The following is a 21,103-nucleotide window of genomic DNA, read 5'->3' on the forward strand; positions in this document are numbered from 1 at the left end:
CAAACAATGCGAGCCCGATTGTCAGAATCTGAGCATCTCGCGACACGTTCGATCTCCTGGGAACGGGGTTGACGAGTGTACCGGCGGCCCGGAATTCGGGGCCGCCGACGCATTTGCAACGGCGCAGGCCGTTCGATCTGCGCAGCATCCACGATTCGCCGATCGACGCTTCGGAAGTCGGCGAACGAGACCAACAATTTCGACGCCGCGGAGACGTTTGCGGAATCCGACCGCGCCCGAGGCCCTTAAGGGGCCGAGCCTCCCCGAACTTCTTCCGGCTGCACCGGCAAAACCATTCCAGCAGGAAATCCCATTCCCGGGGCCGGCGGATTCTCGACCTGTCCCGCGTTCGCCGGCGGTTCATCTGGTTCGATCCGTGGCGGGATCGGGAAGAACTGACCGTAGATGCGGCTGGAGCTCTTGTACCACTCGGGATGACGCGCCACTTCTTCCGCGTTCTTCCGCGAATCGCGAGTCTCAATGTACCACAGCGGCTGTTGCGCCCAGGGTTTCTGACTCTTATCCAGGTCTGTGGTCCACGCAGGCTCTCCCAGCCCCAACCCCTGCCGGAAGTACTCGAACGGCTGGTCGAGCCCCGGTTCGAGCTCCAGCCGCGGGTCGGGCTTCCAGAAACGGGTCAGTTCGGCAAGGTCAACCGGCAGCCGACCGTGTGCCTTACGGAACAGGACCGAGCCTGCGGAGAGGAGCCAGCCGCGGGAATCGTCGAGGAATTCGACGGACATATACGACGAATGAGTCGATGGCGGATTGACGTTCCAGAGCGCCGGAACCGATATTCGCCGATATTGCTCCTGCGACTCGTATTTCAGCAGTTCGTCATAGGAGACGGAATCGAATCGCTTGGCCGCTGCGTGGAAGCTGCCCAGCAGCACGTCGGCCCGGGAACCGTACAGTTTGCTGCCCATGTACTCCCAGTAGAGAAAGCACTCCGCCCGCATTCGTTCGGACGGGAGCCGCCGGGCGACGCTGGAAATCCAGTCGGTAATCGGATCGGCCGTATGCTCCGGATCGGGATGCCGAAGTTCCCGGCGCTGGCGGAAATAGTCGGCGTCGCCGTCCGACGGCTCGGGATACTCCGCGAGCGAACGGGCCGCGGCGTCGAGCGCGACCCGCCCCTGCTCCTCGGAAATCTGCGGAGAATCGAGATTCTCCGGCAGCCCGCGCAGAAGCCAGGCGAACTGCAAACGAAAGAGTTGAGGATTGGCGGAGCCCCAGCTCAGCAGCGCGAGCCGGCGGATCGCTTCCATGAGATCGACGCGATCCCGCAATACAACGTGAGGCTGTTCGCCGCTGCGCATCCGGCGGTCGACGTCGTATTGCAGCAGTTGCAGCAGCGAGCCGGGAAGTCGCCGCAGAACGATCCGCGATACGGACCTTGAGGAGTCCTTGCCGAGAATGGCCGGCAGGAAGTCCTGCCGGAAGCGATCCGACAGGTGCTGGTTCTGCAAGGCGAATTCGTCCTGCTGCTCGATCGTCGCCGCGCCGGTGTTGCGGGAAACGGCGTCGATGTCCCCCATGAGGTCGTCCAGTCGTCTGGAGAAATCGTCCAGCGGGGCCGCGAAATCCGGCGCTGCGAGCAGGACTTGCGGCGAGTGATTCAGGTAGCCGGGAGTGACAAACTCGACGGCCCGAAAACCGCACGTGACGAAAACCAGCACCACGGGCGGAACGATCATCGCCAGCCCGAGTTTACCGCGCGACCTCCACCCCGAGTCTTCCAGGCACCAGGCCGGCATTCGCCACCAGGTGACGACCAGCAGCCAGAGCGTCAGTGGAATCGCCTGCAGCCAAAGGGGGATCTGCAGAGGAATTGACAGACCGCACCAGGCCAGGCAGGGGATCAGCAGCAGGACTCCCCCAATGAGGGCGAAGAACGTCGTGCGGAAGACGAGCGAGGCCCACTGGCCGACGCCGTAGGACACGCACAGCATGCCAGACAGTGAGAGGTAGACGTGCCAGCGGAATTCGGCGGGAATGTTCGGCGGGACTCTCGTCACAAACATCACGGGAATGAGCAGGCTCACCAGGACGATGACGGGCAGCCAGTATCGCTGCGCCGTCCACCAGAGCGATCGCGGCGAGAGTCCGCGGTCCGCGTAAAACCGGAACCGGGCCTGCAACTGTTCGTCGCGAAAAACCAGCAGCCCGATGAAAAACGGAAACACGCACATGCCCCACGGAGCGCTGAAGCTGTCGTTGCGGCGGAAGCGGTCAACGATGGCGCCTTCGAAGACGACCGCAATGAAAAATGAGACAGCCAGACCGCCGACCACCAGCCCCAGGGTGCGCAACATCTGCCGCCGGGTTTTCCAGCTCAGTCGCTGTCCCGCCCTTTGATCGGCGAACACGGATCGTTCGGGCCGGGCCAGGACGGCCACACGCCGACCGAACAGTCTCTGCCACCAGTCCGACCACGGGACTTCGAATCGGGCCGCGCTCGGCAGCACGCGAACTGCAAATCGATGCCACCCCGCCCGAATCCGTCCCGGCAGTTCCAGCAGCGGATGCTCGCAGCGCCACCAGCAGACCGAGACCAGGACATCCAGCGCCAGCAGACAGGTCAACAGAATCGCGACGACAATTCGTTGAGGCCCCTGGATCGAACCATCAGGAGTGGCCAGGACCGAGAGCGCCAGTGTGCCCAGCATGAGCAGCCCCAGCCACAAGACCGTGGCCGGGATGATCCGGCTTACCAAGACGCACGCCAGCCAGCCGACGGCGGCAAACTCCAGAGTGACCAGCAGACCAATGGGAATCCGGTAGTCATCGCCGGTCATCCAGGGGGGAGAGGGATGGAGCGACTCGCTGATCAGGGCGAACGCAAAGAGCACAAGTTGAACGGCGTACGCTGAACTGACGACGAACGCGGCTTTCGCCAACAGCGTTTGCGACTGCGACACGCCGCTGTTGCGGAGCCAGTCCCAGGTTCCCATTTCCTTTTCGCCGGAAAGCAGCATGGCGGTGGCCCCGAAGCCATAGCAGCCCGGGACAAACATCGCCAGACCCCAGAGGAGCTGCGTCGTCGTGCCGCCATTGGCGGCCGCCGCGCCGGCCAGAACCGACATGCCAGTGCAGATCGCGACGATCGCAATCGCCAGCAGGCCAAGGTGGCGAGTTTCTTTCCACAGTATCCGCTGCCAGACGAGGGTGGCGTTCATCGCGAGCCTCCTTCCGGCGCTGAAACGGCGGCGTTGCTCTCGTGGCCGGACGAGGCGTGGGACGTCAGATAGCCGACGCAGATCTCTTCCAGCGACGGCGTGCGGAAATCGACGTCGAGAAACTCGCCGGTCGCCGTCCAGAGCTGCAACGCGTCTTCGTCGGCCCCTTTGACCAGCAGCCGCCATTGGCGGTCGTGCTGCCGGCTGGAAAGGATCTGCCCCAGGTCGGCCCCGGTCGGCGGGACGGAAGTGGCTTCCACTCGGGTCAGGATCACCTCGCGGATCGAATTCTTGATCGATTCCAGAGATTCATTGAGCACCACGCGCCCGCCGCGGAGAATAACCACGTCGTCGGCGACCCGTTCGACCTCGCCGATCTGGTGACTGCTCAGCAGCACGGTCCGGCCGGTGGCGGCGACGTCGACCATGCTTTCCAGAAACTCCCGGCGGACGACCGGGTCGAGACCGGAGGTCGGCTCGTCCAGCACGAGCAGTTGCGGCTCATGGGCCAGCGACAGGGACAGGGCCACCTTGGCCAGCATCCCCTTCGACAGTTTGCTCAGCTTGCGGTCCGTCGGCAGTTCGAACTTCTGAATCAGTTGCCGGTAGCGATCCTGGAAACCGAGCGGATAGAACCCGGCGGCGAACCAGCCGATTTCGGCAACCGTCATCCAGTCGTACAGGGCGGGCTTGTCGGCCATATAGCCGACGCGCCGGCGGATCTCCCAGCCCTGCTTCCGGCTGTCGAGGCCGAAGACGCGGGCCTGGCCCTGATCGGGATTCAGCAACCCGAGCAGAATCTTGAGCGACGTCGTCTTGCCGGCGCCGTTGTCTCCCAGCAGCGCGATGACCCGGCCGGGATCGCCATGAAACGAAATCCCGTCCAGCGCGGTGAACCGGCCGAAGCGTTTCGTCACGTTGTCGAGTTCGAAGACGGGCGTCATGGCAGGGACTCCGCGAGTGGCTGACGGGAGAGTTCGTCCTGGAAGAGCGTGAGAATTTCATCGTCGGGCAGGCCGCTTTGGCGGGCTTCCACGACAAACGAGTGGAGCCGCTGCCGCAGCAGCGACTGCCGGTCCCGGCGGCAGCGCTCAGCCGCCTTGCGGGTCACCTGGAGCCCTTCGCCGCGCAGGGGCTCCAGGACGTCGTCGGCCTGGAGATCGCGATAGGCGCGGGCGACCGTGTTGGGATTCACCGCCAGCCGCTGGGCGAGTTCGCGGACTGAAGGAACCATTTCCTGCGGCCGGAGGGCGCCGCGGGCGACGGCATACTTCACCTGGCGGGAAATCTGCTCGAAAATGGGGACGCCGTTGGAGGCGTCGATGTAGAAGAACATAGCGGGACTCCGCATCGAACTGCTGTACTATCGAAATAGTACGGTAGATCATGCGGGCCGGCAACTCTGATTCTTCAGGGCTGTCAATTTTTTCCTGGTTCCCAGACTCCGCCTGGGAGCCAGCTCTTCGCAAGGCTCCGCCTGGGCTGCGCGAAATCCGTCGTTTTCAGGGGCAATTGGCCTCGGCGAATCGTCGCGTTTTTGTTCCACTGGGCTTTTTGTTCAAGGAGGAACGTCATGACCTGCGAAACCAGCGAAACAGCCGTCGCCCGGTATTCGTCGCCGGCGGGCAAGTTGGTGCGGTTCTTCGAGCGGAGTCGCAATCGGTGGAAGGCGAAGTCCGGCCAGTGGAAGCGAACCTGCAAGCTCCTGCAGAACCAGACCCGCGCCGTCGAGAAGAGCCGCGCGATGTGGCGCACGCGGGCCGCCGCGGCCGAACGCCGCGCGGCGGACCTGGAACGTGAGATCGCCGCCTTAAAATCCGGGCGCTGACCGGGTCGCCGACGCAGCCCCTGGCCCCCTCCCGGACGCCGTCCGACCGGCCCATCATGCGTATTCGGCAGCGGCCATCGGCCTGACGTTGCAGTTCTGTCTGGCCGGAGCGGTCAGCTTTCGCGGCTGCCGGGCGGTGGTCGAACTGCTGCGGGACAGCCTGCCCCAGTTCCGGGGGGCTCCTGCGGCCAATACTGCGGAAGCGTGGCTGCTGCGGCTGGGACTGCACGAGTTGCGGCGGCCCAAGGAATTCGCCGCCGACTGGGTGTTCCTCGTCGACCACACGCTGCAACTGGGGTCGCGGAAGTGTCTGGTCATCGCGGGGCTGCGATTGTCGGCGTGGAAAGCGCTGACGGCGCCGCTGACGCACCAGGATCTGACGCTGCTGGCGCTGCAGCCGGTCGAAAAATCCAGCGGCGAGATCGTCCAGCGGCAGCTCGCGGCTGCGGCCGGGCTGGTCGGCGTGCCGGCCGCCATCCTCAGCGACGAGGGTTCGGATCTTCTCGGCGGCGCTCAGCGTTTCCGCGAACAGCACCCGACGACGCAGGTGCTGCACGACATCGCCCACAAGACGGCGATCGTGCTCAAGCACGAACTGCTCGCCGATCCGCGGTGGATCGCGTTCGTCAAACACTGCGGGCAGACGCAGCCACGGGTGAAGCAGACGGAACTCGGACACCTTGCTCCCCCCACGCAGAAAGTCAAAGGGCGTTACTTGAACTTGGGGCCGCTGATCGGCTGGGGCGCCCGCATGCTGCGGCTGATCGACACGCCCGCGGCCGAACGTCCCGCGGGTCTCGACCTGACGCGGCTCGAGGAGAAGTTCGGCTGGATCCGCGACTTCCGGGAGGCGCTCGTGGACTGGAACGACTTGCAGGCGGTCAAGGACCACATGCTGGAGTTCCTGCGCGTGGCGGGCTACCACGCCGCCGCCGGCGAGACGCTGCGCCGGCAACTGGAGACGGTGGCCCGAACGCCTGCCGGTGAGCGTGCGGCGGCGCGGCTGGTGGAGTTCGTGAGCGAGCAGTCGAGCGGCGTGCTCCCCGGACAGAGTCTGCCGGCCAGCAGCGAAGTGCTGGAATCGCTGATCGGCAAGGGCAAGCGTTTGCAGGGCCAGCACAGCCGCGGCGGCTTTACGAAACTGATTCTGGGGATGGCCGCGTCGGTCGTGCGGATCAGCGAGGAAAAGATCTGCGAAGCCCTGAACGCCGTGCGGCATCGCGACCTGCTCGCGTGGATCGACGACCACTTAGGCAAGTCGCTGACAGCCCAGCGCCGCCAGGCCCTCCCCGTCCTTCCAGGAACAAAAGCCGGATCAACCGGGACCGCCAACAATTGACGATTTCGCGCAGCCCAGGCTCCGCCTCGCATTGAAAGTGGCCTCAAATGCCAGGGAAGAGACGCGGTGTCCCGCGAGGGCCGTTCTCAGGCGGGGCGGGGAACCGGAAAACGAAGCGGGGAGACTGCTCATGCAGTCTCCCCGGAGTTTCCATGCCGCGTCGACCCGCCCGCTACTTCAATTCGATCTCGATCACGCGCTCCGTCTTGTCGACCGCCTTGACGCTGGCGAATTCCAGCTTCTCGGCGAATGCCGAAACACTCTTCACGCCCGACAGCTCGATCGTCGTGTGGCCGTTTTCCGGCGGGAGGACGGTCGTTTCCGCGTTGAGCGCATCGTCGGCCAGCCCGCGCAGCTTCTCGGCCAGCTCGCTGGCCTGAGAATCGGATAGCTCGCCTACGATGCGGATGGTCACGGGTTGGGGAGACGAAGACGCCGCCGGGGTGTTGAACATCTGGCCCGCCATCATGGCCTGGAAGACCAGCGGCGCAGCGGCGGCCGTGATTTCATCCGCCGTCTTGGCCGCCAGCAGTTTGTCGAGCGTGGCGTCGACCGATTTGAGCTGGCCGAGGGCCTGCGGTTTGGCGGCGGCGAGGTCTTCGGGCTTGATCTGGTCGATCTGAGCCCGGGCCTGATCGATCTGTTCTTTCCAGCCGTCCACCAGCGATTGCGGCAGCCACTTGCCTTCCACTTTGACGAACGCGACTTCCTCAGGTTCCGGGGCCTGCGGGCTGGCCATCTTTACGACGGCCTTGTCGCCGTCGCGGCTGACGACCGTCACCGTCACGTCTTTGAGCGTTTCCAGCGGATTCTGCCCGGCGGCGGTCCCGAGCGAGAGGGCTTGAGTCAGGAGCTGATTGCCGGTCTTTTCCAGGAACATCCGGCTCTCAAGCGCCTTCAGCTTCTCCAGGTCAGCCAGGTCGCTGCTGACCAGGGTCTCCAGGAAGGCGACGGCGCCATCCCAGTTCTGGCGGGCGATCGCTCCCTGGGGGCCGGCATCGGGACCCGCGAAGAGCGGGCCTTCCAGAATCAGGTCCTTCTTGGTCTTCAGGACCTGGACCGCCTTGTTCAGGACGGCGAACGACTGCTGCCAGATTTCCGGATCCATCTTTCCGGCGAACTGATTGACCAGCGAATCGACGTCCTTCTGGTACGACGGCGGAAAGAAATCGTAGCTCTGCTGCAGCCGGCCCGACTTCACCCCCTCCAGCGCCGCCATCACGGCTGCGGCCGGGTCGTCGTCGGCGGGAGCGGGAGCCGATTTCGCCGCGGGTTCGCCGGCCGGGGCCGCGCCCCCGTCGACGACCTTCTTCTCTTCCTTGGCGCCGCCGCAGCCGACGGCGAGGCACAGAGTCAGGCACCACGCACACGATTTCCAGCAGTTCGTCGCGAGCATCACAGAGACTTCCCGAAAGTTGTAAGGTCCAATCGACGCGGCATCAGAGTACCGTTCTTCGAAGGCCGCAGAAACGGCCGAACGGGAGATGTCCTCAAGTTTTCTCTCGGCGACGCAGAAGTCGGGGGCGGCATTGCAGGCGGCAGAAACGGCCGCTGGACTCGTCCCACAAACAAGTTTCCGGATCGGGCCTGTTATTTGAATTTCAGAAATTGCTTGACCCGGAGTATCTACCAGCCCTAAGATTCGCCATTCGCTGCAGCAATAGTCGGATCAGATCAGTATTTGCCGTTGTGATACGTCGGCGTTCCTGTGATGCACCTGCGAGACCTCGAAATCTTCTGTGAAGTGGCTCAGCTTCGGAGTTTCTCCAAGGCTGCGAAGGTCCATTCCGTTTCCCAGCCCGTGGCGAGTGAAACGGTCAAAGCCTTGGAAGATCACCTCGGCCTCGAACTGATCAACCGCTCCAAGCGTCCGCTGGAACTGACGCCCGCGGGGCGGATTTTCTGCGAAGGTTCCCGGGAACTCCTGGAGTCGTTCCGCCGCCTGGAAGACCGCGTGCTGCAATTGCGGGACAAAGTCGTCGGCCCGGTGCGGGTGGCGGCCATCTATTCGGTGGGCCTGCTGCAGATGGACTGCTACGTCAAGCAGTTCGAGCTGCTCTATCCCGACGCCGTGCTGGAATTGCGGTATCTGCACCCGGAGGCGGTGCTGGAGCGGATTCTCGACGACTCGGCCGATCTGGGCCTGATGTCATTTCCCCCGAAGCGCAGCGAACTGCACTGCGTTCCGTGGCAGGAACAGCCGATCGTGCTGGTCGTTCCCCCCAATCACCGCCTGGCCTCCCGGACCAGCATCTTCATTCGGGAAATCGACGGCGAACCGATGGTGTCGTACACTCCCGAGCTGCAGGTCCGGGCGGAGCTCGACCGGCGGCTGCGGCAGGCCAAGGTCAACGTCGAAGTCGTCCACGAATTTGACAACATCGAGAACATTAAGCGCGCCGTCGAAGTCGGGTCCGGCGTGGCCTTGCTGCCGGTGCCGACGGTCCGCCGCGAGGTCGAGATCGGCTCCCTGAAGGCAATCCCGCTCGAAGATGTCCACTGGGTGCGCCCGCTGGGGATCGTCTACAAGAAGAACAAGCCGCTGACCGCGGCGGTGAGCCGGTTTCTCGACCTGCTCCACCAGCCGCCGGAATCGTTCTATCTGTCCGATCCGCAGGCCGATGCGGGCGGTAAACGCGGGCGGGCGCCCGCTGAGGCGTCCGCCGTTCCTCCGCCCGTCGCGGCGAACCACGGACCTTGAGTCCGCGTCCGTCCGCCGTGACCCGATCCTGTCTGAGTTTTTTCGATTGATTCTCCGGCCCTGCGTGCCGGTTCCCGTCCGCTCCCCGCGGCGGGTTTCCCTGATGACCGTGGAATTTTGCGATGAACGATCCACTGCCCCTCATTCGCGATCCCGAAGTGTTCCAGGCCGACGGCCTGCCCAGGGCTTACGGCCTCTATTCGCCGGAGAACGAGCACGATAGCTGCGGCGTCGGCTTTGTGGCCCACATCAAGGGGCAGCGCTCCCGGCAGATCCTCGACGATTCACTCCGAATCCTCCGGCACATGGCCCACCGCGGCGCCTGCGGCTGCGAACCCAACACCGGCGACGGCGCCGGCGTGCTGACCGCCATCCCGCACGAATTCCTGCAGAAATCGGTTCGCCAGCAACTGGGGATCGAGCTGCCGGTCGCCGGTCAGTACGGCGTCGGCCTGGTATTCCTGCCGACCGATCCCGAGCAGCGGAGCCTCTGCAAGGAGACCGTCAACCGGATCGTCGAAGAGCAGGGGCAAAAGGTTCTCGGCTGGCGCGAAGTGCCCGTCGACCCGGACACCGCGGATATCGGTCCGTCGGCCCGCGCCGCCATGCCGGCGTTCGCTCAGCTTTTCGTCGGCGCCAGCGCGGGCATCGAGCAGGAGGCCTTTGACCGCCAGCTCTTCGTCATCCGCAAGCGGGCCAGCCACGAAATCCGCGAAGGACAGTTGCCGCAGGCGCTGAAGTTCTACGCCTGTTCGCTCTCGTCCCGCATCCTGATCTACAAGGGGATGCTGACTCCCGAGCAGGTCCAGCCGTTCTTCTGCGATCTGAGCGAGCCGGACTACACGACCCACCTGGCGATGGTCCACTCGCGATTCTCGACCAATACGTTTCCGAGCTGGGACCGTGCGCACCCGCAGCGGTACATCGCACATAACGGCGAAATCAACACGGTCCGGGGCAACGGCAACTGGATGTATGCCCGCCAGGGCGTGATGAAGAGCGAGCTGTTCGGCGACGACCTCGGCAAACTGTTCCCGATCGTCGAGCCCCACTGCTCCGACTCGGGGAACTTCGATAACGCCCTCGAACTGCTCCTGATGGCCGGCCGGAGCCTGCCCGAAGCCGTGATGATGATGATTCCGGAAGCGTGGCAGAACCACGAAAGCATGCCGGAAGATAAGCGGGCCTTCTACGAGTACCACTCCGCCCTGCAGGAACCCTGGGACGGTCCCGCGTCGGTTTCGTTTACCGACGGACACTACGTCGGCGCCGTGCTCGACCGAAATGGCCTGCGCCCGAGCCGCTACTACGTCACTCACGACGACAGGGTCGTCATGGCGAGCGAAGTCGGCGTCCTCGACATCGACCCGGCGAACGTGAAGTTCAAGGGCCGGCTGCAGCCCGGCAAGATGTTCCTGGTCGATTTCCACCAGGGCCGGCTGATTCCCGACGAAGAACTGAAGCACGACATCGCCAACCGCCGCCCCTACAAGCAGTGGCTGGAACAGCAGCGGCTGCAGCTCAGCGAACTGCCCGCCGTCGGGTCGTCGCCGCGGATGAGCGGCGAGAACCTGCTGCACCACATGCAGGCGTTCGGATACACCACCGAAACGCTGCAGTACATGCTCGTACCGATGATCAAGACGAAGAAGGATCCGCTCGGCTCGATGGGAGACGATGCGGCTCTGGCCTGCATGAGCGACCAGCCGCGGCTGCTGTACGACTATTTCAAGCAGCTCTTCGCCCAGGTGACCAATCCCTCGATCGATTCGACGCGGGAAGAAGTGGTCATGTCGCTGGAATGCTACATCGGTCCGGAAGGGAATCTGCTCGAGACGACCGAGGCGCAGTGCCATCGGCTCGCCGTGCCGCACCCGATCCTCACGAACGAAGAGCTGGCTTCGCTGACGCACCTCGATTATCGGGGCTGGAAGTCGAAAACCATCGACATCACCTGGCCGAAATTCGAGGGTGTCGAAGGGATGCGGGTGGCGCTCGAACGGATCCGGGGCGAAGCCCGGCAGGCGATCGCCGAAGGCTACAGCCTGGTGATTCTGTCCGACCGGGCGATGAACGCCGAGCGGGCGCCGATCAGCGCGCTGCTGGCGGTCGGGGCCGTGCATCACCACCTGGTCCGCCACGAAGAGCGAACGCGAATCGGCCTGATCGTCGAGACTGGCGAGGCTCGCGAAGTGCACCACTTCTGCCTGCTGGCTGGCTACGGCGCCGATGCCGTCAATCCATACATGGCGTTCGAAGCCCTCTGGCAGCTCCATGACGACGGCGAGCTGGAAGGGGAATGGACCCACGAGCAGATTACCGCCGCCTACCGCAAGGCCACCAAGCAGGGCATCCTGAAGGTCATGGCCAAGATGGGCATCTCGACGCTGCAGTCTTACAAGGGGGCGCAGATCTTCGAAGCCCTGGGGCTCGACGAAGAAGTCACCGACGCCTGCTTCCGCGATACCGCCAGCCGGATTCAGGGAGTTAGTTTCGAGATCCTGGCCGAAGAAGCCCTCCGCCGGCACGAGCTGGGCTATCCGTCGCGCGAAGAGCAGCGGCTGCGCATCCTGCCGAATACGGGGCTCTTTGCGTGGCGAGCCACCGGCGAAAAGCACGCCTGGAATCCGCTCTCGATCGCACACATTCAGAAGGCCGCCCGCCAGGGGGACAAGGACGCCTATCGCGAATTCGCGAAGCTGATCAACGAGAAGACGGCCCGCGAATGCCATCTGCGGGGGCTCCTGACCTTCAAGGCGGGCAAGCCGATTCCGCTGGAAGAAGTCGAGCCGGCGTCCGAGATCGTCAAGCGATTCTGCACCGGCGCCATGAGCTACGGCTCGATCTCCGCCGAGGCCCACGAAACGCTGGCGATCGCCATGAATCGCCTGGGCGGCAAGAGCAACACCGGCGAAGGGGGCGAAGACTACAAGCGGTTTGAACCGATGCCGAACGGCGACCTGAAGCGGTCGGCGATCAAGCAGGTCGCCTCCGGCCGGTTCGGCGTCACCGCCTGGTACCTGACCAACGCCGACGAGCTCCAGATCAAGATCTCCCAGGGGGCCAAACCGGGCGAAGGGGGCGAACTGCCCGGTCACAAAGTCGACAAGGTGATCGCGGCAACGCGGCACTCGACGCCGGGCGTGGGCCTGATCAGTCCTCCGCCGCACCACGACATCTATTCGATCGAAGATCTCGCGCAGCTCATTTTCGACCTGAAGAATTCGAACCCGAAGGCCCGAATCAGCGTGAAGCTCGTCTCCGAGGTGGGCGTCGGCACGATTGCGGCCGGCGTCGCCAAGGGGCATGCCGACAACATTCTGATCGCGGGCGATTCGGGCGGCACCGGAGCTTCGCCGCTGACCAGCATCAAGCATGCCGGGCTGCCGTGGGAGTTGGGCATCGCCGAGACGCACCAGACGCTGGTGATGAACGACCTTCGCAGCCGGGTGCGGCTGCAGACTGACGGTCAGCTCAAGACTGGTCGGGACGTGGTCATCGGCTGCCTGCTGGGGGCCGAGGAGTTCGGCTTCTCGACCGCCCCGCTGATCACGCTCGGCTGCATCATGATGCGCAAGTGCCACCTCAACACCTGCCCCGTGGGAATCGCCACGCAGGATCCGGAACTCCGGGCCAAGTTCGACGGCCAGCCCGAGCACGTGATCAATTACTTCTTCATGATGGCGGAAGAAGTTCGCGAGATCATGGCGCAGCTCGGTTTCCGCACGATGGACGAGATGGTCGGCCGGAGCGATCTGCTCGAAGTCGATCGGACGATCACCCACTGGAAGATCCGCAACATCAACCTGTCGAAGGTCATCGCCCCGGCTCGCAAGCCGCATCCGGGGGTCGAGACGCATTGCACGATCGCGCAGCAGCACGGAATCGAGTACCAGCTCGACAACGACCTGATCAAGGAGGCCCAGCCGGCCATTCAGGACGGCAAGCCGGTCGCGCTGGACATCGAAGTGCAGAACATCGACCGCGCCCTGGGGACGCTGCTCAGCCACGAAGTCTCCAAAAAGTGGGGCGTGAACGGCCTGCCCGAAGACACGATTCACATCCGCTGCAAGGGCTCCGCCGGTCAGAGCCTGGGCGCCTGGGTCACCCGCGGAATCACGCTGGAAGTCGAAGGGGACTGCAACGACTTTGTGGGCAAGGGTCTGTGCGGCGGTCGCGTGATCGTCTATCCGCCGAAGAATGTCAGTTTCGTTCCCGAAGAAAATATCATCGTCGGCAACGTCGTGCTGTATGGCGCAACTTCGGGGGAAGCGTACTTCCGCGGCATGGCGGCCGAACGGTTCTGCGTCCGGAACAGCGGCGCCGCCACCGTGGTGGAAGGCGTGGGCGACCACGGGCTCGAATACATGACGGGGGGACGCGCCGTCATTCTCGGACCGACCGGCCGCAATCTGGCGGCGGGCATGTCGGGCGGGATCGCCTATGTCTACGACCCCCACGATCACCTGCTGGAGAACTGCAATCTGGAGATGGTCGAGCTGGACAAGGTGGAAGAACCGCAGGACGTCGCCGAACTGCGGGAACTGATCGCCAAGCACCAGAAATACACAGGCTCAACCGTCGCGGCGGCGATTCTGGACGACTGGGACGCGGCGCTCGGCAAGTTCAAAAAGGTGATGCCGGTCGACTACAAGCGGGCACTGAAAGAGCAGAAGCAGGAACAGGCCGCCAAGGCCCCCGCGCTGGCCGGTGCGGCCGGGCAGAATTGAGTGGGAAGAGGTTTAACCACGGAGGTCACGGAAGGCACGGAACAAAGAGCATCAGTCGGAGGGATTCATGGCCCTCGTGTTCGAACAACAGAGCAGCCTGATTATTGGTGCGTGCATCGAAGTGCATCGTCGTCAGGGATCTGGCTTTCTGGAGCCAGTCTACCAGGAGTGTCTGGAGATCGAATTTGGCCTTCGTGGTGTCGATTTCGTTCCACAGCCTGAATTGACATTAAGTTATCGGGATCGTCCTCTGCGGGTTACGTATCGTCCCGACTTTGTTTGTTTTGGTGCAATCATCGTCGAGATCAAGGCCGCCAGCGAGTTGCACGACAATCATCGAGCACAAGTTTTGAACTATCTACGCAGTACTGGTTTTCGACTGGGTTTACTGGTGAATTTCGGACGTCATCCCACTCTTGAGTTTCAGCGATTGGTCAATTGAGCGCCTTTGACTTCCTTCCGTGATCTCCGTGTTCTCCGTGGTTAAATTCTTCGACTTTTGTGATTGATATAGACGATGGGCAAGCCAACCGGTTTCAAAGAATTCAAGCGTCAGGTGCCGACCGAGCGTCTGCCGAAACTGCGCGTCCTCGACTGGAACGAGTTCCACGAACACATGGACGAGGCCGACCTGCGCAAGCAGGGAGCCCGTTGCATGGATTGCGGCGTGCCGTTCTGCCACACCGGCACGCTGCTCAACGGCATGGCCGCGGGCTGCCCGGTCAACAACCTGATCCCCGAGTGGAACGACCTCATCTACCGCGGGCACTGGCGCGAGGCCCTCGACCGGCTGCATAAGACCAACAACTTCCCGGAGTTCACCGGCCGGGTCTGCCCCGCTCCGTGCGAAGGCTCCTGCGTGCTCGGCATTCACGAGCCGCCGGTCACGATCAAGAACATCGAATGTTCGATCATCGAAAAGGGCTTCGAAGAAGGCTGGGTCACGCCGGCCCCGCCTCCCGTCCGGACGGGCAAGAAAGTCGCCGTCATCGGCTCCGGTCCTGCAGGACTGGCCGCGGCCGCTCAGCTCAACAGCGTCGGCCACAGCGTCACCGTCTTCGAGCGGGCCGACCGCGTCGGCGGACTGCTGATGTACGGCATCCCCAACATGAAGCTCGACAAGGAGGTTATTCAGCGGCGCGTCGACCTGCTGACCGAGGAAGGCGTGGCCTTTGTGACCGGCAAGGAGATCGGGAAGGACATTTCGGCCGCCCAGCTCCAGCAGGACTTCGACGCGGTCGTCCTCTGCACGGGCGCGACAAAGCCGAACGACTTCTTCGCGAAGACCCCCGGCCGCGACTTGAAGGGGATCCACATGGCGATGGAGTTCCTCCACGCCAACACAAAAAGCCTCCTCGACTCTCACCTCAAAAACGGGCACTTCATCAGCGCCAAGGACAAGGACGTCGTCGTCATCGGCGGCGGCGATACCGGCACCGACTGCCTGGGGACCTCATTGCGTCACGGCTGCCGCAGCCTGGTGAACTTCGAAGTCGTCCCCCAGCCGCCCGACCAGCGTGCGACGAACAACCCCTGGCCCCAGTGGCCCCGCGTCTTCAAGCAGGATTACGGACACCAGGAAGCCGCGGCGACGTACGACTATGCCCGCCTGCCGGGCAAGCAGCTTGCCGGCGATCCACGCGAATACTCCATCCAGACGGTCGAATTTCTGGGCGATGACCAGGGGAATCTGCGGGCGCTGAAGACCGTTCGCGTCGACTGGTCGAAGCCGGTGCAGGGCGGGGCTCCGTTCTCAGTGATTCCCGGCACCGAACAGGAATGGCCCGCCCAGCTCTGCTTCTTCGCCCTCGGCTTCCGCGGACCGGAGTCGCCCGTGGCGGAGCAGCTCGGAGTCAAGCTCGACGGCCGATCGAACTATGAAGCCGCGTTCGACAAGTACGTCACCAACGTTCCGGGCGTCTTCGCCGCCGGCGACTGCCGCCGCGGTCAGAGCCTGGTCGTCTGGGCGATCAACGAAGGCCGGGGCGTTGCCCGCGAATGCGACCGGTACTTGATGGGGTCGACAGACCTGCCATAATGTTCACAGCGCTTCTGTACTTCGAGGAGGTGCCTGCGCCTGTCTTGAGGGGCCTTAAGAGTGCTGGACTGGCTGAATGATAACTGGGGAAACGTCGCCAGTGTCCTCGGGCTGCTGCTGGCCATGCCTTCGCTGTGGTTGAGCATCTGGGCGTTGCGGATGGCCTCGACGGCCCGGGATGCCGTTGCGAGATTTCGCCGGAAGCAGCGGGCACGTTGGGTTGCGACGGAATTGGGGTTGGCGGATCTGGTGATCGATGGATTGCTCACAGCGCGTGCTGGTACGAGCCTCAAAGCCCTGGACTGCGACAGATTGCGGAAACTGCTTGTCGGAATTCGGTCGCAGGATTCTCTGAAGTTCTCCAAGCCGAACTACCTCAGCCGTATAATCTCTTGGTTGGCTCAGCCGATTCGAGCGTCGGACGAGACGCGAATTTCTCTTCGCGAACTGCAGAACGAGCTCGATGCCGCGCGTCGTACTGTTGTGTTGGAATTGGAGGATGACCAATGACGGAACTGTCACCAGAGGTTGACTCCTCGAAGTTTGAGACGCTGGTGGAACGTCTGGTTCGAGGAACGCCCCAACGCAACATCGTCTGGTCTGAAACACCGCGGCGCGACGCTTTTGTCACGATCCTCGGGCACGGCTCAGTTGAAGTTTCACGCTGCCAGGAATTCGATGACGCCGGATCACCAATGGAGTGGTTCGAATTGATCGTGATTACTCCGAATGGACAGGTTGTGGAACGCCTGAGCTCGATACCGAATCTCTCGGGAATGGACTCTGTTCCGTTTGATGCCCGGAAACTGGCTGAATTATATCGTCAGGCGCGCGCAAGCGCGACCGGCGCCAATGACGTGTTGGACGGGATTCTCGGCGAGTTGTCGAAGTAGATCATTGTGACGGCTCCTAAACCCGCAATCGGTTCAGCACCCATGCACATCGCTCTCGGCTGCGATCACGGCGGCTTCCCGCTCAAGGACAGAGTCGCTTCCCTCGTCGTCGCGGCGGGCCATACCGTCGTCGACTGCGGGACAGACTCCGACTGCGCCGTCGACTACCCCGACTTCGCCCGCAAAGTTGGCGAGGTCATTATTGCTGGTCGGGCCGACCGCGGCATTTTGATCTGCGGCAGCGGCGTCGGCATCAGCGTCGCCGCCAACAAAATCCCCGGCATCCGCGCCGGCATCTGCCACGACTACTACTCCGCCCACCAGGGGGTCGAGCACGACGACATGAACGTTCTCTGCATCGGCGCCCGGATCGTCGGCGAAGCCGTCGCCGTCGAGCTCGTCCAGGCCTTCCTCGGTGCGCAGTTTACTCGCGAAGAACGTCACGTCCGCCGGCTCGGAAAAGTCCTGCAGATCGAGCAGGACGCGCTCGCCGGCAAGTTCGCGACCCCGTAGCCGTTTGTCATTACCGGCCCGGCAGCTTGCCGGCGGCCTGCATCGCCCGCTGGCGGATCGTCGCGCCGCCGCTCAGGTTGAAGACCTGCCGGAAGCCTTTCTGTCGGAGAATGCGGCTCGCCGCATGTCCCCGCTGTCCGACGGCGCAGGACACCACGGTGGGCTCCGCGGCATTGAGTTCCCCGAGCCGGTCCCGCAGGTCATCCAGCGGGATGTTGATCGCCTGCGGCGCTCCGGCGAGCGGCCGGGCGGCGACTTCCGCCGCCGAGCGGACGTCGACTACCTGATACCGCGCGAGGTCGGCGTCGGCGTCGACGAAATCTTCGAGCCCGTTCAGGTGATTGACGGCCGCAAACGCGGCGAGATGCAACGGGTCTTTGGCCGAACCGAATGGCGGAGCATAGGACAGGTCGAGATCGGCGAGATTCCGCACCGTCCCGCGAAAAGCGATGACGGTCGCGATGACGTCGATCCGCTTATCGACCCCCTCCTGGCCGACCACCTGCCCGCCGAGGATCCGGCCCGTAGGCTCTTCGTACGCCAGCTTGATGGTCAGCGGGTGTGCCCCCGGGAAGTAGCCGGCGTGATGGTTGGCGACGATCGTGACGCTGCGGGCGGCCAGTCCCAGTTTGTGCGCGGCCCGGACGCTCAGACCGGTTCCGGCCGCCGTCCAGTCGAAGACGCGGACGATGGCGGTGCCGCTGACTGCGCCCATCGGCGCGGCGTTCCCCGTCGCGGCATGTTCGCCGGCCAGTCGCCCGGCCCGGTTGGCGGGGCCGGCCAGCGCCATCCGCTGCGGGCCGCCTGTCGGTCCCTGCGGATACTCGATGGCGTCGCCGACGGCATAGATCAGGGGATCGCTGGTCTGCAAAGAGCGATTGACGGCAATGCCGCCCTGCGGTCCGAGTTGCAATTCGGCCCGGCGGGCCAGATCGACCAGCGGCCGGACGCCCATCCCCAGGATGACCAGATCGGTCGGTACGCGCTCGCCGTTGGACAAAATCACCGCGACGGCACGGCCAGCGGCGTCGACTTCGACGCTTTCCAGGCCGGTTCCCAGGTGCAGGCGGACGCCCTTGTCGCGCAGCGCCTGCGCCAGCGGCTCGGCCATCTCGGGATCGACCGGCGGCAGCACCTGCGGCTGCAGTTCGATGAGGTCGACGCCGACGCCCTGACCCGTTAATTGTTCGGCCATTTCGAGGCCGATGTAGCCCGCCCCGACGACCGCGACTCGTCGTCCCGCGGCGGCGTGGATCTTGGCGTGAATTCGATCCGTGTCCGCCAGATTCCGCAGCGCCAGCACGTTGGGAGCGTCGATTCCGGGGAGCGGCGGGCGAATCGGAACGGCGCCTGGCGCAAGAATCAGCCGGTCGTAAGGCAATAGCCCCCGCTCATCCGTACGACGATCGTGAATGGCCACGGCGCGGGCTTCCCGATCGATGCCGACGACTTCCGTCCTGGTGAGGACGCGGATCCGGAACCGCTTCTGCAGCAGCTCCGGCGTGGCGACCAGCAGCTTCTCCCGGGGAGCGATCTCGCCCCCCAGATAATAGGGCAGACCGCAGTTCGCGAAGGAGATGTGCTCGTCCTTTTCGATCAGCGTGATTTCCGCGTCTTCGTTCATCCGACGAGCCCGAGTCGCCGCCGAGGCGCCTCCTGCGACGCCGCCGACAATCACAATCCGGAGACCTGTCGACATCTGCTGATCCTTGGGGACGGCGGGCAGCTTTGGAACACGTCTTGGCAAAACCCGCGCGGGCAGGGTAGTTTGTCCGAAAGTCGCGATAAGTCAATTCGGCTTGAGCCCTCGGGCGAGGATTTCCCGGGGCGCGATGGATTTCACTTTCAGGAATACCACGATGCGTCACAGTCTGGCCTGGATTCTCAGCGGCGCCGCCGTCCTGGGACTTGCCGTTGCCGTTGCTGCTTCAGGAGCGGCCGACGAATTGAAGAGCAAGCCCAAGTCGGACCGCGCCCCCGGCGCCGCCGATGCCAAGCTGCGGCAGTTCATGCGCGAGAAGCTCAAGCATTCCCAGGATGTCCTGGACGGCCTCTGCACGGAAGATCTCGAACTGGTCGAGAAGTCGGCGACCAAGCTCGTGGAAATGAGCCAGGCGTCGGACTGGGTCGTGATTCAGGGGCCAGTCTACGCTCAGCACAGCGCAGAATTTCGCGAGGCGTGCGAGCAGATGGGGAAAATGGCGAAGGACAACAATCAGGACGGTGCGTCGCTGGCGTATCTGCGCGTGACGATGTCGTGCATGAGCTGCCACAAGTTCGTCCGCTCGGTCCGGATCGCGGCCAACGTGCCCGACAGCGTGACCCCGGTCGCCCTGAGCCGCTGAATCGCAACAGTCGGCCATGGAGAATGAGCCCGTTCCGATCCGGAGCGGGCTCGTTTCGTCAATGGTCAAGGAACTCGACGCTCTACTCCGGACGAATCCGCATCCGGCGGACTTCGAACGGGTGGTCCTCAGCCTGAATTCCGATCAGTCCTTCGCTGAGGAAGTTCGGCTCGGACTTGCTGATCGGGGTTCCATTCAGCGAAACCGCGAGGGCGCCGTCTTTGGAAACGATTTCCAGCGTGTTCCAGTGGCCGACCGTCCGCCGGGCCGACTGGCGGGCCGCTTCGTCATCCTGGACGACGGCGGGTTCAGCGCCGCCGTTCTCCTTGATGGCGGCCATCTGCGCGTACTTCCCCTGAACTTCCATGCTGAGCGGCCACAGCTTGTGCTCGCCGGTGATGTACATCAGGAAGCCGGTATTCCCCTTGAACTTGGCTTCGTCGGGCAGCTTCTTCGGCCGATCGAAGCGGTACTGCAGCCGGAGCGTGAAGTTGCCGTAGGGCTGCTTCGTGTACAGATAGCCGCGCGGTTTGCCGGCGGAGCGGATCCCTTCGGGCGTCGCCGACCAGGTTTCGGGTTCCGCCCCAAATGCCTCAAAGTCGTCCCGCGTCAGCAGGGTAAAGCCCTCTTCGAGATCGAAGGGTTCGCCATCGGCGGGGTCGGCCGGCAGTGGCGTCGTTTCCTGAGCGGGCTCGGCCGGGGCCGTGGCCTCAGTTTTGTTCGCGGGAGGTTCGGCGGGCGTCGGCAGGCAGCCGCCAATCAGCAGGGCCAGGGCGCCCGACGCGAGGAGCGGAGTTTTCCAGAGCAGGGGACGAAGCATCGGCCAGTTCCTTTCGCAAGAAGCCCCGCTCACGGTAAAGTTCGGGGACCGTGCGGGCAAGGGCGACGCGCGTTGTCGGCCGTCGGTGACTTATTGTTTCGTGCCTGTGATGCACGACCTGACTCAGGATCTGGTTTCGGGAGGAATGATGGTGATGTGGCGTCGCTGGAGTCTCGCGGGGCTGTTGCTGGCAGCCGGCTGTTCGGAACCTCAGGCGCAGAACGGCGCGAATCCGCCGGTGCCGACGGCCCCGGGGCCGGCCGCGCCCAAGTCGGACCCGAACCTCGTCGATGCGGATGCTCCTGAGGAGTTCACCGCGACGGCGAGCGGACTGAAGTACCGGATTCGCCGGAAGTCCGAAGGCCGCAAGCCGACCGCCGCGAATTCGGTCTACGCTCACTACAAGGGCTGGCTGGACGATGGCAAAGAGTTCGACAGCTCTTATAAAAGGGGCCAGCCGATCGAGTTTCCCTTGGGACGTGTGATTCCCGGCTGGACCGAAGGACTGCAGCTCATTGGCGAGGGGGGCATGATCGAACTCGAAATCCCCTCCGACCTGGGCTACGGTCCGAACGGCATGCCTCCGGACATTCCGGGCGGAGCCACTCTCCACTTCATCGTCGAGTTGCTTGAAGTTCGTTAGTTTCGGCTCGCGTCTCACAGTCAATCGAAGAAGCCCCCGCTGATGTCGTCAGCGGGGGCTTCTTCGCAAAATTC

The 21,103-nt window shown here is 63.9% G+C and carries 17 protein-coding genes; 11 read left to right on the forward strand and 6 right to left on the reverse strand.

Features of this window, described 5'->3' with window-relative positions; genetic code table 11:
* Nucleotides 1–245: 245 nt before the first annotated feature.
* The 3 genes from SH412_RS07280 to SH412_RS07290 are packed head-to-tail and all read right to left on the reverse strand — an operon-like array spanning nucleotide 246 to nucleotide 4,515.
* On the reverse strand, nucleotides 246–3,179 hold the full coding sequence (locus tag SH412_RS07280) for an ABC-2 transporter permease (RefSeq protein WP_336522851.1): 2,934 nt from the start codon (nucleotides 3,177–3,179) through the stop codon (nucleotides 246–248).
* Nucleotides 3,176–4,123, reverse strand: coding sequence for an ABC transporter ATP-binding protein (locus SH412_RS07285; RefSeq protein ID WP_336522852.1), 948 nt, complete (start codon nucleotides 4,121–4,123; stop codon nucleotides 3,176–3,178). Before SH412_RS07285 ends, SH412_RS07280 begins: the two co-directional genes overlap by 4 nt.
* On the reverse strand, nucleotides 4,120–4,515 hold the full coding sequence (locus SH412_RS07290) for a GntR family transcriptional regulator (protein ID WP_336522853.1): 396 nt from the start codon (nucleotides 4,513–4,515) through the stop codon (nucleotides 4,120–4,122). Before SH412_RS07290 ends, SH412_RS07285 begins: the two co-directional genes overlap by 4 nt.
* A 237-nt stretch (nucleotides 4,516–4,752) precedes the next feature.
* Between SH412_RS07290 and SH412_RS07295 the strand changes: the two genes are divergently transcribed.
* A complete protein-coding gene (locus SH412_RS07295) occupies nucleotides 4,753–5,007 on the forward strand; it encodes a hypothetical protein (RefSeq protein ID WP_336518717.1) in 255 nt (84 codons plus the stop codon).
* Nucleotides 5,008–5,095: 88 nt separating this feature from the next.
* Complete coding sequence (locus tag SH412_RS07300; protein WP_336518718.1) at nucleotides 5,096–6,346, forward strand: hypothetical protein; 1,251 nt, start codon at nucleotides 5,096–5,098, stop codon at nucleotides 6,344–6,346.
* A 172-nt stretch (nucleotides 6,347–6,518) separates the two neighbouring features.
* Here the strand turns inward: SH412_RS07300 and SH412_RS07305 are convergent, their stop codons facing one another.
* Complete coding sequence (locus SH412_RS07305) at nucleotides 6,519–7,742, reverse strand: hypothetical protein (RefSeq protein ID WP_336522854.1); 1,224 nt, start codon at nucleotides 7,740–7,742, stop codon at nucleotides 6,519–6,521.
* A gap of 315 nt (nucleotides 7,743–8,057) precedes the next feature.
* On the opposite strand from SH412_RS07305, the gene SH412_RS07310 reads away from it, so the two are divergent.
* The 7 genes from SH412_RS07310 to rpiB all read left to right on the forward strand — a co-directional run bounded on the left by SH412_RS07310 (nucleotide 8,058) and on the right by rpiB (nucleotide 17,221).
* The gene (locus SH412_RS07310) at nucleotides 8,058–9,047 is read left to right on the forward strand and encodes a LysR family transcriptional regulator (RefSeq protein WP_336522855.1); all 990 of its coding nucleotides are present in this window, start codon (nucleotides 8,058–8,060) and stop codon (nucleotides 9,045–9,047) included.
* A gap of 122 nt (nucleotides 9,048–9,169) precedes the next feature.
* Nucleotides 9,170–13,777, forward strand: a complete 4,608-nt coding sequence (gene gltB / locus SH412_RS07315; RefSeq protein ID WP_336522856.1) for a glutamate synthase large subunit — start codon at nucleotides 9,170–9,172, stop codon at nucleotides 13,775–13,777.
* Nucleotides 13,778–13,844: 67 nt separating this feature from the next.
* Nucleotides 13,845–14,219 carry a GxxExxY protein gene (locus tag SH412_RS07320; RefSeq protein ID WP_336522857.1) on the forward strand — a complete coding sequence of 125 codons (375 nt, stop codon included), beginning with the start codon at nucleotides 13,845–13,847 and terminating at the stop codon, nucleotides 14,217–14,219.
* Between the two features lie 75 nt (nucleotides 14,220–14,294).
* Nucleotides 14,295–15,815 (forward strand): glutamate synthase subunit beta, encoded by a 1,521-nt coding sequence (locus tag SH412_RS07325; RefSeq protein ID WP_336522858.1) that lies wholly within the window; start codon nucleotides 14,295–14,297, stop codon nucleotides 15,813–15,815.
* 60 nt (nucleotides 15,816–15,875) lie between these two features.
* Nucleotides 15,876–16,325, forward strand: coding sequence for a hypothetical protein (locus SH412_RS07330; RefSeq protein WP_336522859.1), 450 nt, complete (start codon nucleotides 15,876–15,878; stop codon nucleotides 16,323–16,325).
* Nucleotides 16,322–16,708, forward strand: a complete 387-nt coding sequence (locus SH412_RS07335; RefSeq protein WP_336522860.1) for a hypothetical protein — start codon at nucleotides 16,322–16,324, stop codon at nucleotides 16,706–16,708. The genes SH412_RS07330 and SH412_RS07335 overlap by 4 nt, the downstream gene beginning before the upstream one ends.
* 42 nt (nucleotides 16,709–16,750) lie before the next feature.
* The gene (rpiB, locus tag SH412_RS07340) at nucleotides 16,751–17,221 is read left to right on the forward strand and encodes a ribose 5-phosphate isomerase B (RefSeq protein WP_336522861.1); all 471 of its coding nucleotides are present in this window, start codon (nucleotides 16,751–16,753) and stop codon (nucleotides 17,219–17,221) included.
* A gap of 10 nt (nucleotides 17,222–17,231) precedes the next feature.
* Here the strand turns inward: rpiB and SH412_RS07345 are convergent, their stop codons facing one another.
* Nucleotides 17,232–18,920: an FAD-dependent oxidoreductase gene (locus tag SH412_RS07345; protein WP_336522862.1), complete on the reverse strand. Its 1,689-nt coding sequence runs from the start codon at nucleotides 18,918–18,920 to the stop codon at nucleotides 17,232–17,234.
* Nucleotides 18,921–19,080: 160 nt separating this feature from the next.
* Here SH412_RS07345 and SH412_RS07350 point away from each other — a divergent pair, with 160 nt between their 5' ends.
* Complete coding sequence (locus SH412_RS07350; RefSeq protein ID WP_336522863.1) at nucleotides 19,081–19,566, forward strand: hypothetical protein; 486 nt, start codon at nucleotides 19,081–19,083, stop codon at nucleotides 19,564–19,566.
* 82 nt (nucleotides 19,567–19,648) lie between these two features.
* Here the strand turns inward: SH412_RS07350 and SH412_RS07355 are convergent, their stop codons facing one another.
* Nucleotides 19,649–20,386 (reverse strand): 3-keto-disaccharide hydrolase, encoded by a 738-nt coding sequence (locus SH412_RS07355; RefSeq protein WP_336522864.1) that lies wholly within the window; start codon nucleotides 20,384–20,386, stop codon nucleotides 19,649–19,651.
* A gap of 154 nt (nucleotides 20,387–20,540) precedes the next feature.
* Between SH412_RS07355 and SH412_RS07360 the strand changes: the two genes are divergently transcribed.
* Nucleotides 20,541–21,029 carry an FKBP-type peptidyl-prolyl cis-trans isomerase gene (locus SH412_RS07360; protein ID WP_336522865.1) on the forward strand — a complete coding sequence of 163 codons (489 nt, stop codon included), beginning with the start codon at nucleotides 20,541–20,543 and terminating at the stop codon, nucleotides 21,027–21,029.
* The last annotated feature ends 74 nt before the right edge of the window (nucleotides 21,030–21,103 follow it).

The sequence above is a fragment of the Planctellipticum variicoloris genome (genome assembly GCF_030622045.1).
Lineage (GTDB): Bacteria > Planctomycetota > Planctomycetia > Planctomycetales > Planctomycetaceae > Planctellipticum > Planctellipticum variicoloris.

Excerpts from the sequence above, each read along its gene's own strand:
- SH412_RS07280 (WP_336522851.1), bottom strand. The coding sequence starts at position 3,179 with ATGAACGCCACCCTCGTCTGGCAGCGGATACTGTGGAAAGAAACTCGC.
- SH412_RS07285 (WP_336522852.1), bottom strand. The coding sequence starts at position 4,123 with ATGACGCCCGTCTTCGAACTCGACAACGTGACGAAACGCTTCGGCCGG.
- SH412_RS07290 (WP_336522853.1), bottom strand. The coding sequence starts at position 4,515 with ATGTTCTTCTACATCGACGCCTCCAACGGCGTCCCCATTTTCGAGCAG.
- SH412_RS07295 (WP_336518717.1), top strand. The coding sequence starts at position 4,753 with ATGACCTGCGAAACCAGCGAAACAGCCGTCGCCCGGTATTCGTCGCCG.
- SH412_RS07305 (WP_336522854.1), bottom strand. The coding sequence starts at position 7,742 with ATGCTCGCGACGAACTGCTGGAAATCGTGTGCGTGGTGCCTGACTCTG.
- SH412_RS07310 (WP_336522855.1), top strand. The coding sequence starts at position 8,058 with ATGCACCTGCGAGACCTCGAAATCTTCTGTGAAGTGGCTCAGCTTCGG.
- gltB (WP_336522856.1), top strand. The coding sequence starts at position 9,170 with ATGAACGATCCACTGCCCCTCATTCGCGATCCCGAAGTGTTCCAGGCC.
- SH412_RS07320 (WP_336522857.1), top strand. The coding sequence starts at position 13,845 with ATGGCCCTCGTGTTCGAACAACAGAGCAGCCTGATTATTGGTGCGTGC.
- SH412_RS07325 (WP_336522858.1), top strand. The coding sequence starts at position 14,295 with ATGGGCAAGCCAACCGGTTTCAAAGAATTCAAGCGTCAGGTGCCGACC.
- SH412_RS07335 (WP_336522860.1), top strand. The coding sequence starts at position 16,322 with ATGACGGAACTGTCACCAGAGGTTGACTCCTCGAAGTTTGAGACGCTG.
- rpiB (WP_336522861.1), top strand. The coding sequence starts at position 16,751 with ATGCACATCGCTCTCGGCTGCGATCACGGCGGCTTCCCGCTCAAGGAC.
- SH412_RS07345 (WP_336522862.1), bottom strand. The coding sequence starts at position 18,920 with ATGTCGACAGGTCTCCGGATTGTGATTGTCGGCGGCGTCGCAGGAGGC.
- SH412_RS07350 (WP_336522863.1), top strand. The coding sequence starts at position 19,081 with ATGCGTCACAGTCTGGCCTGGATTCTCAGCGGCGCCGCCGTCCTGGGA.
- SH412_RS07355 (WP_336522864.1), bottom strand. The coding sequence starts at position 20,386 with ATGCTTCGTCCCCTGCTCTGGAAAACTCCGCTCCTCGCGTCGGGCGCC.
- SH412_RS07360 (WP_336522865.1), top strand. The coding sequence starts at position 20,541 with ATGTGGCGTCGCTGGAGTCTCGCGGGGCTGTTGCTGGCAGCCGGCTGT.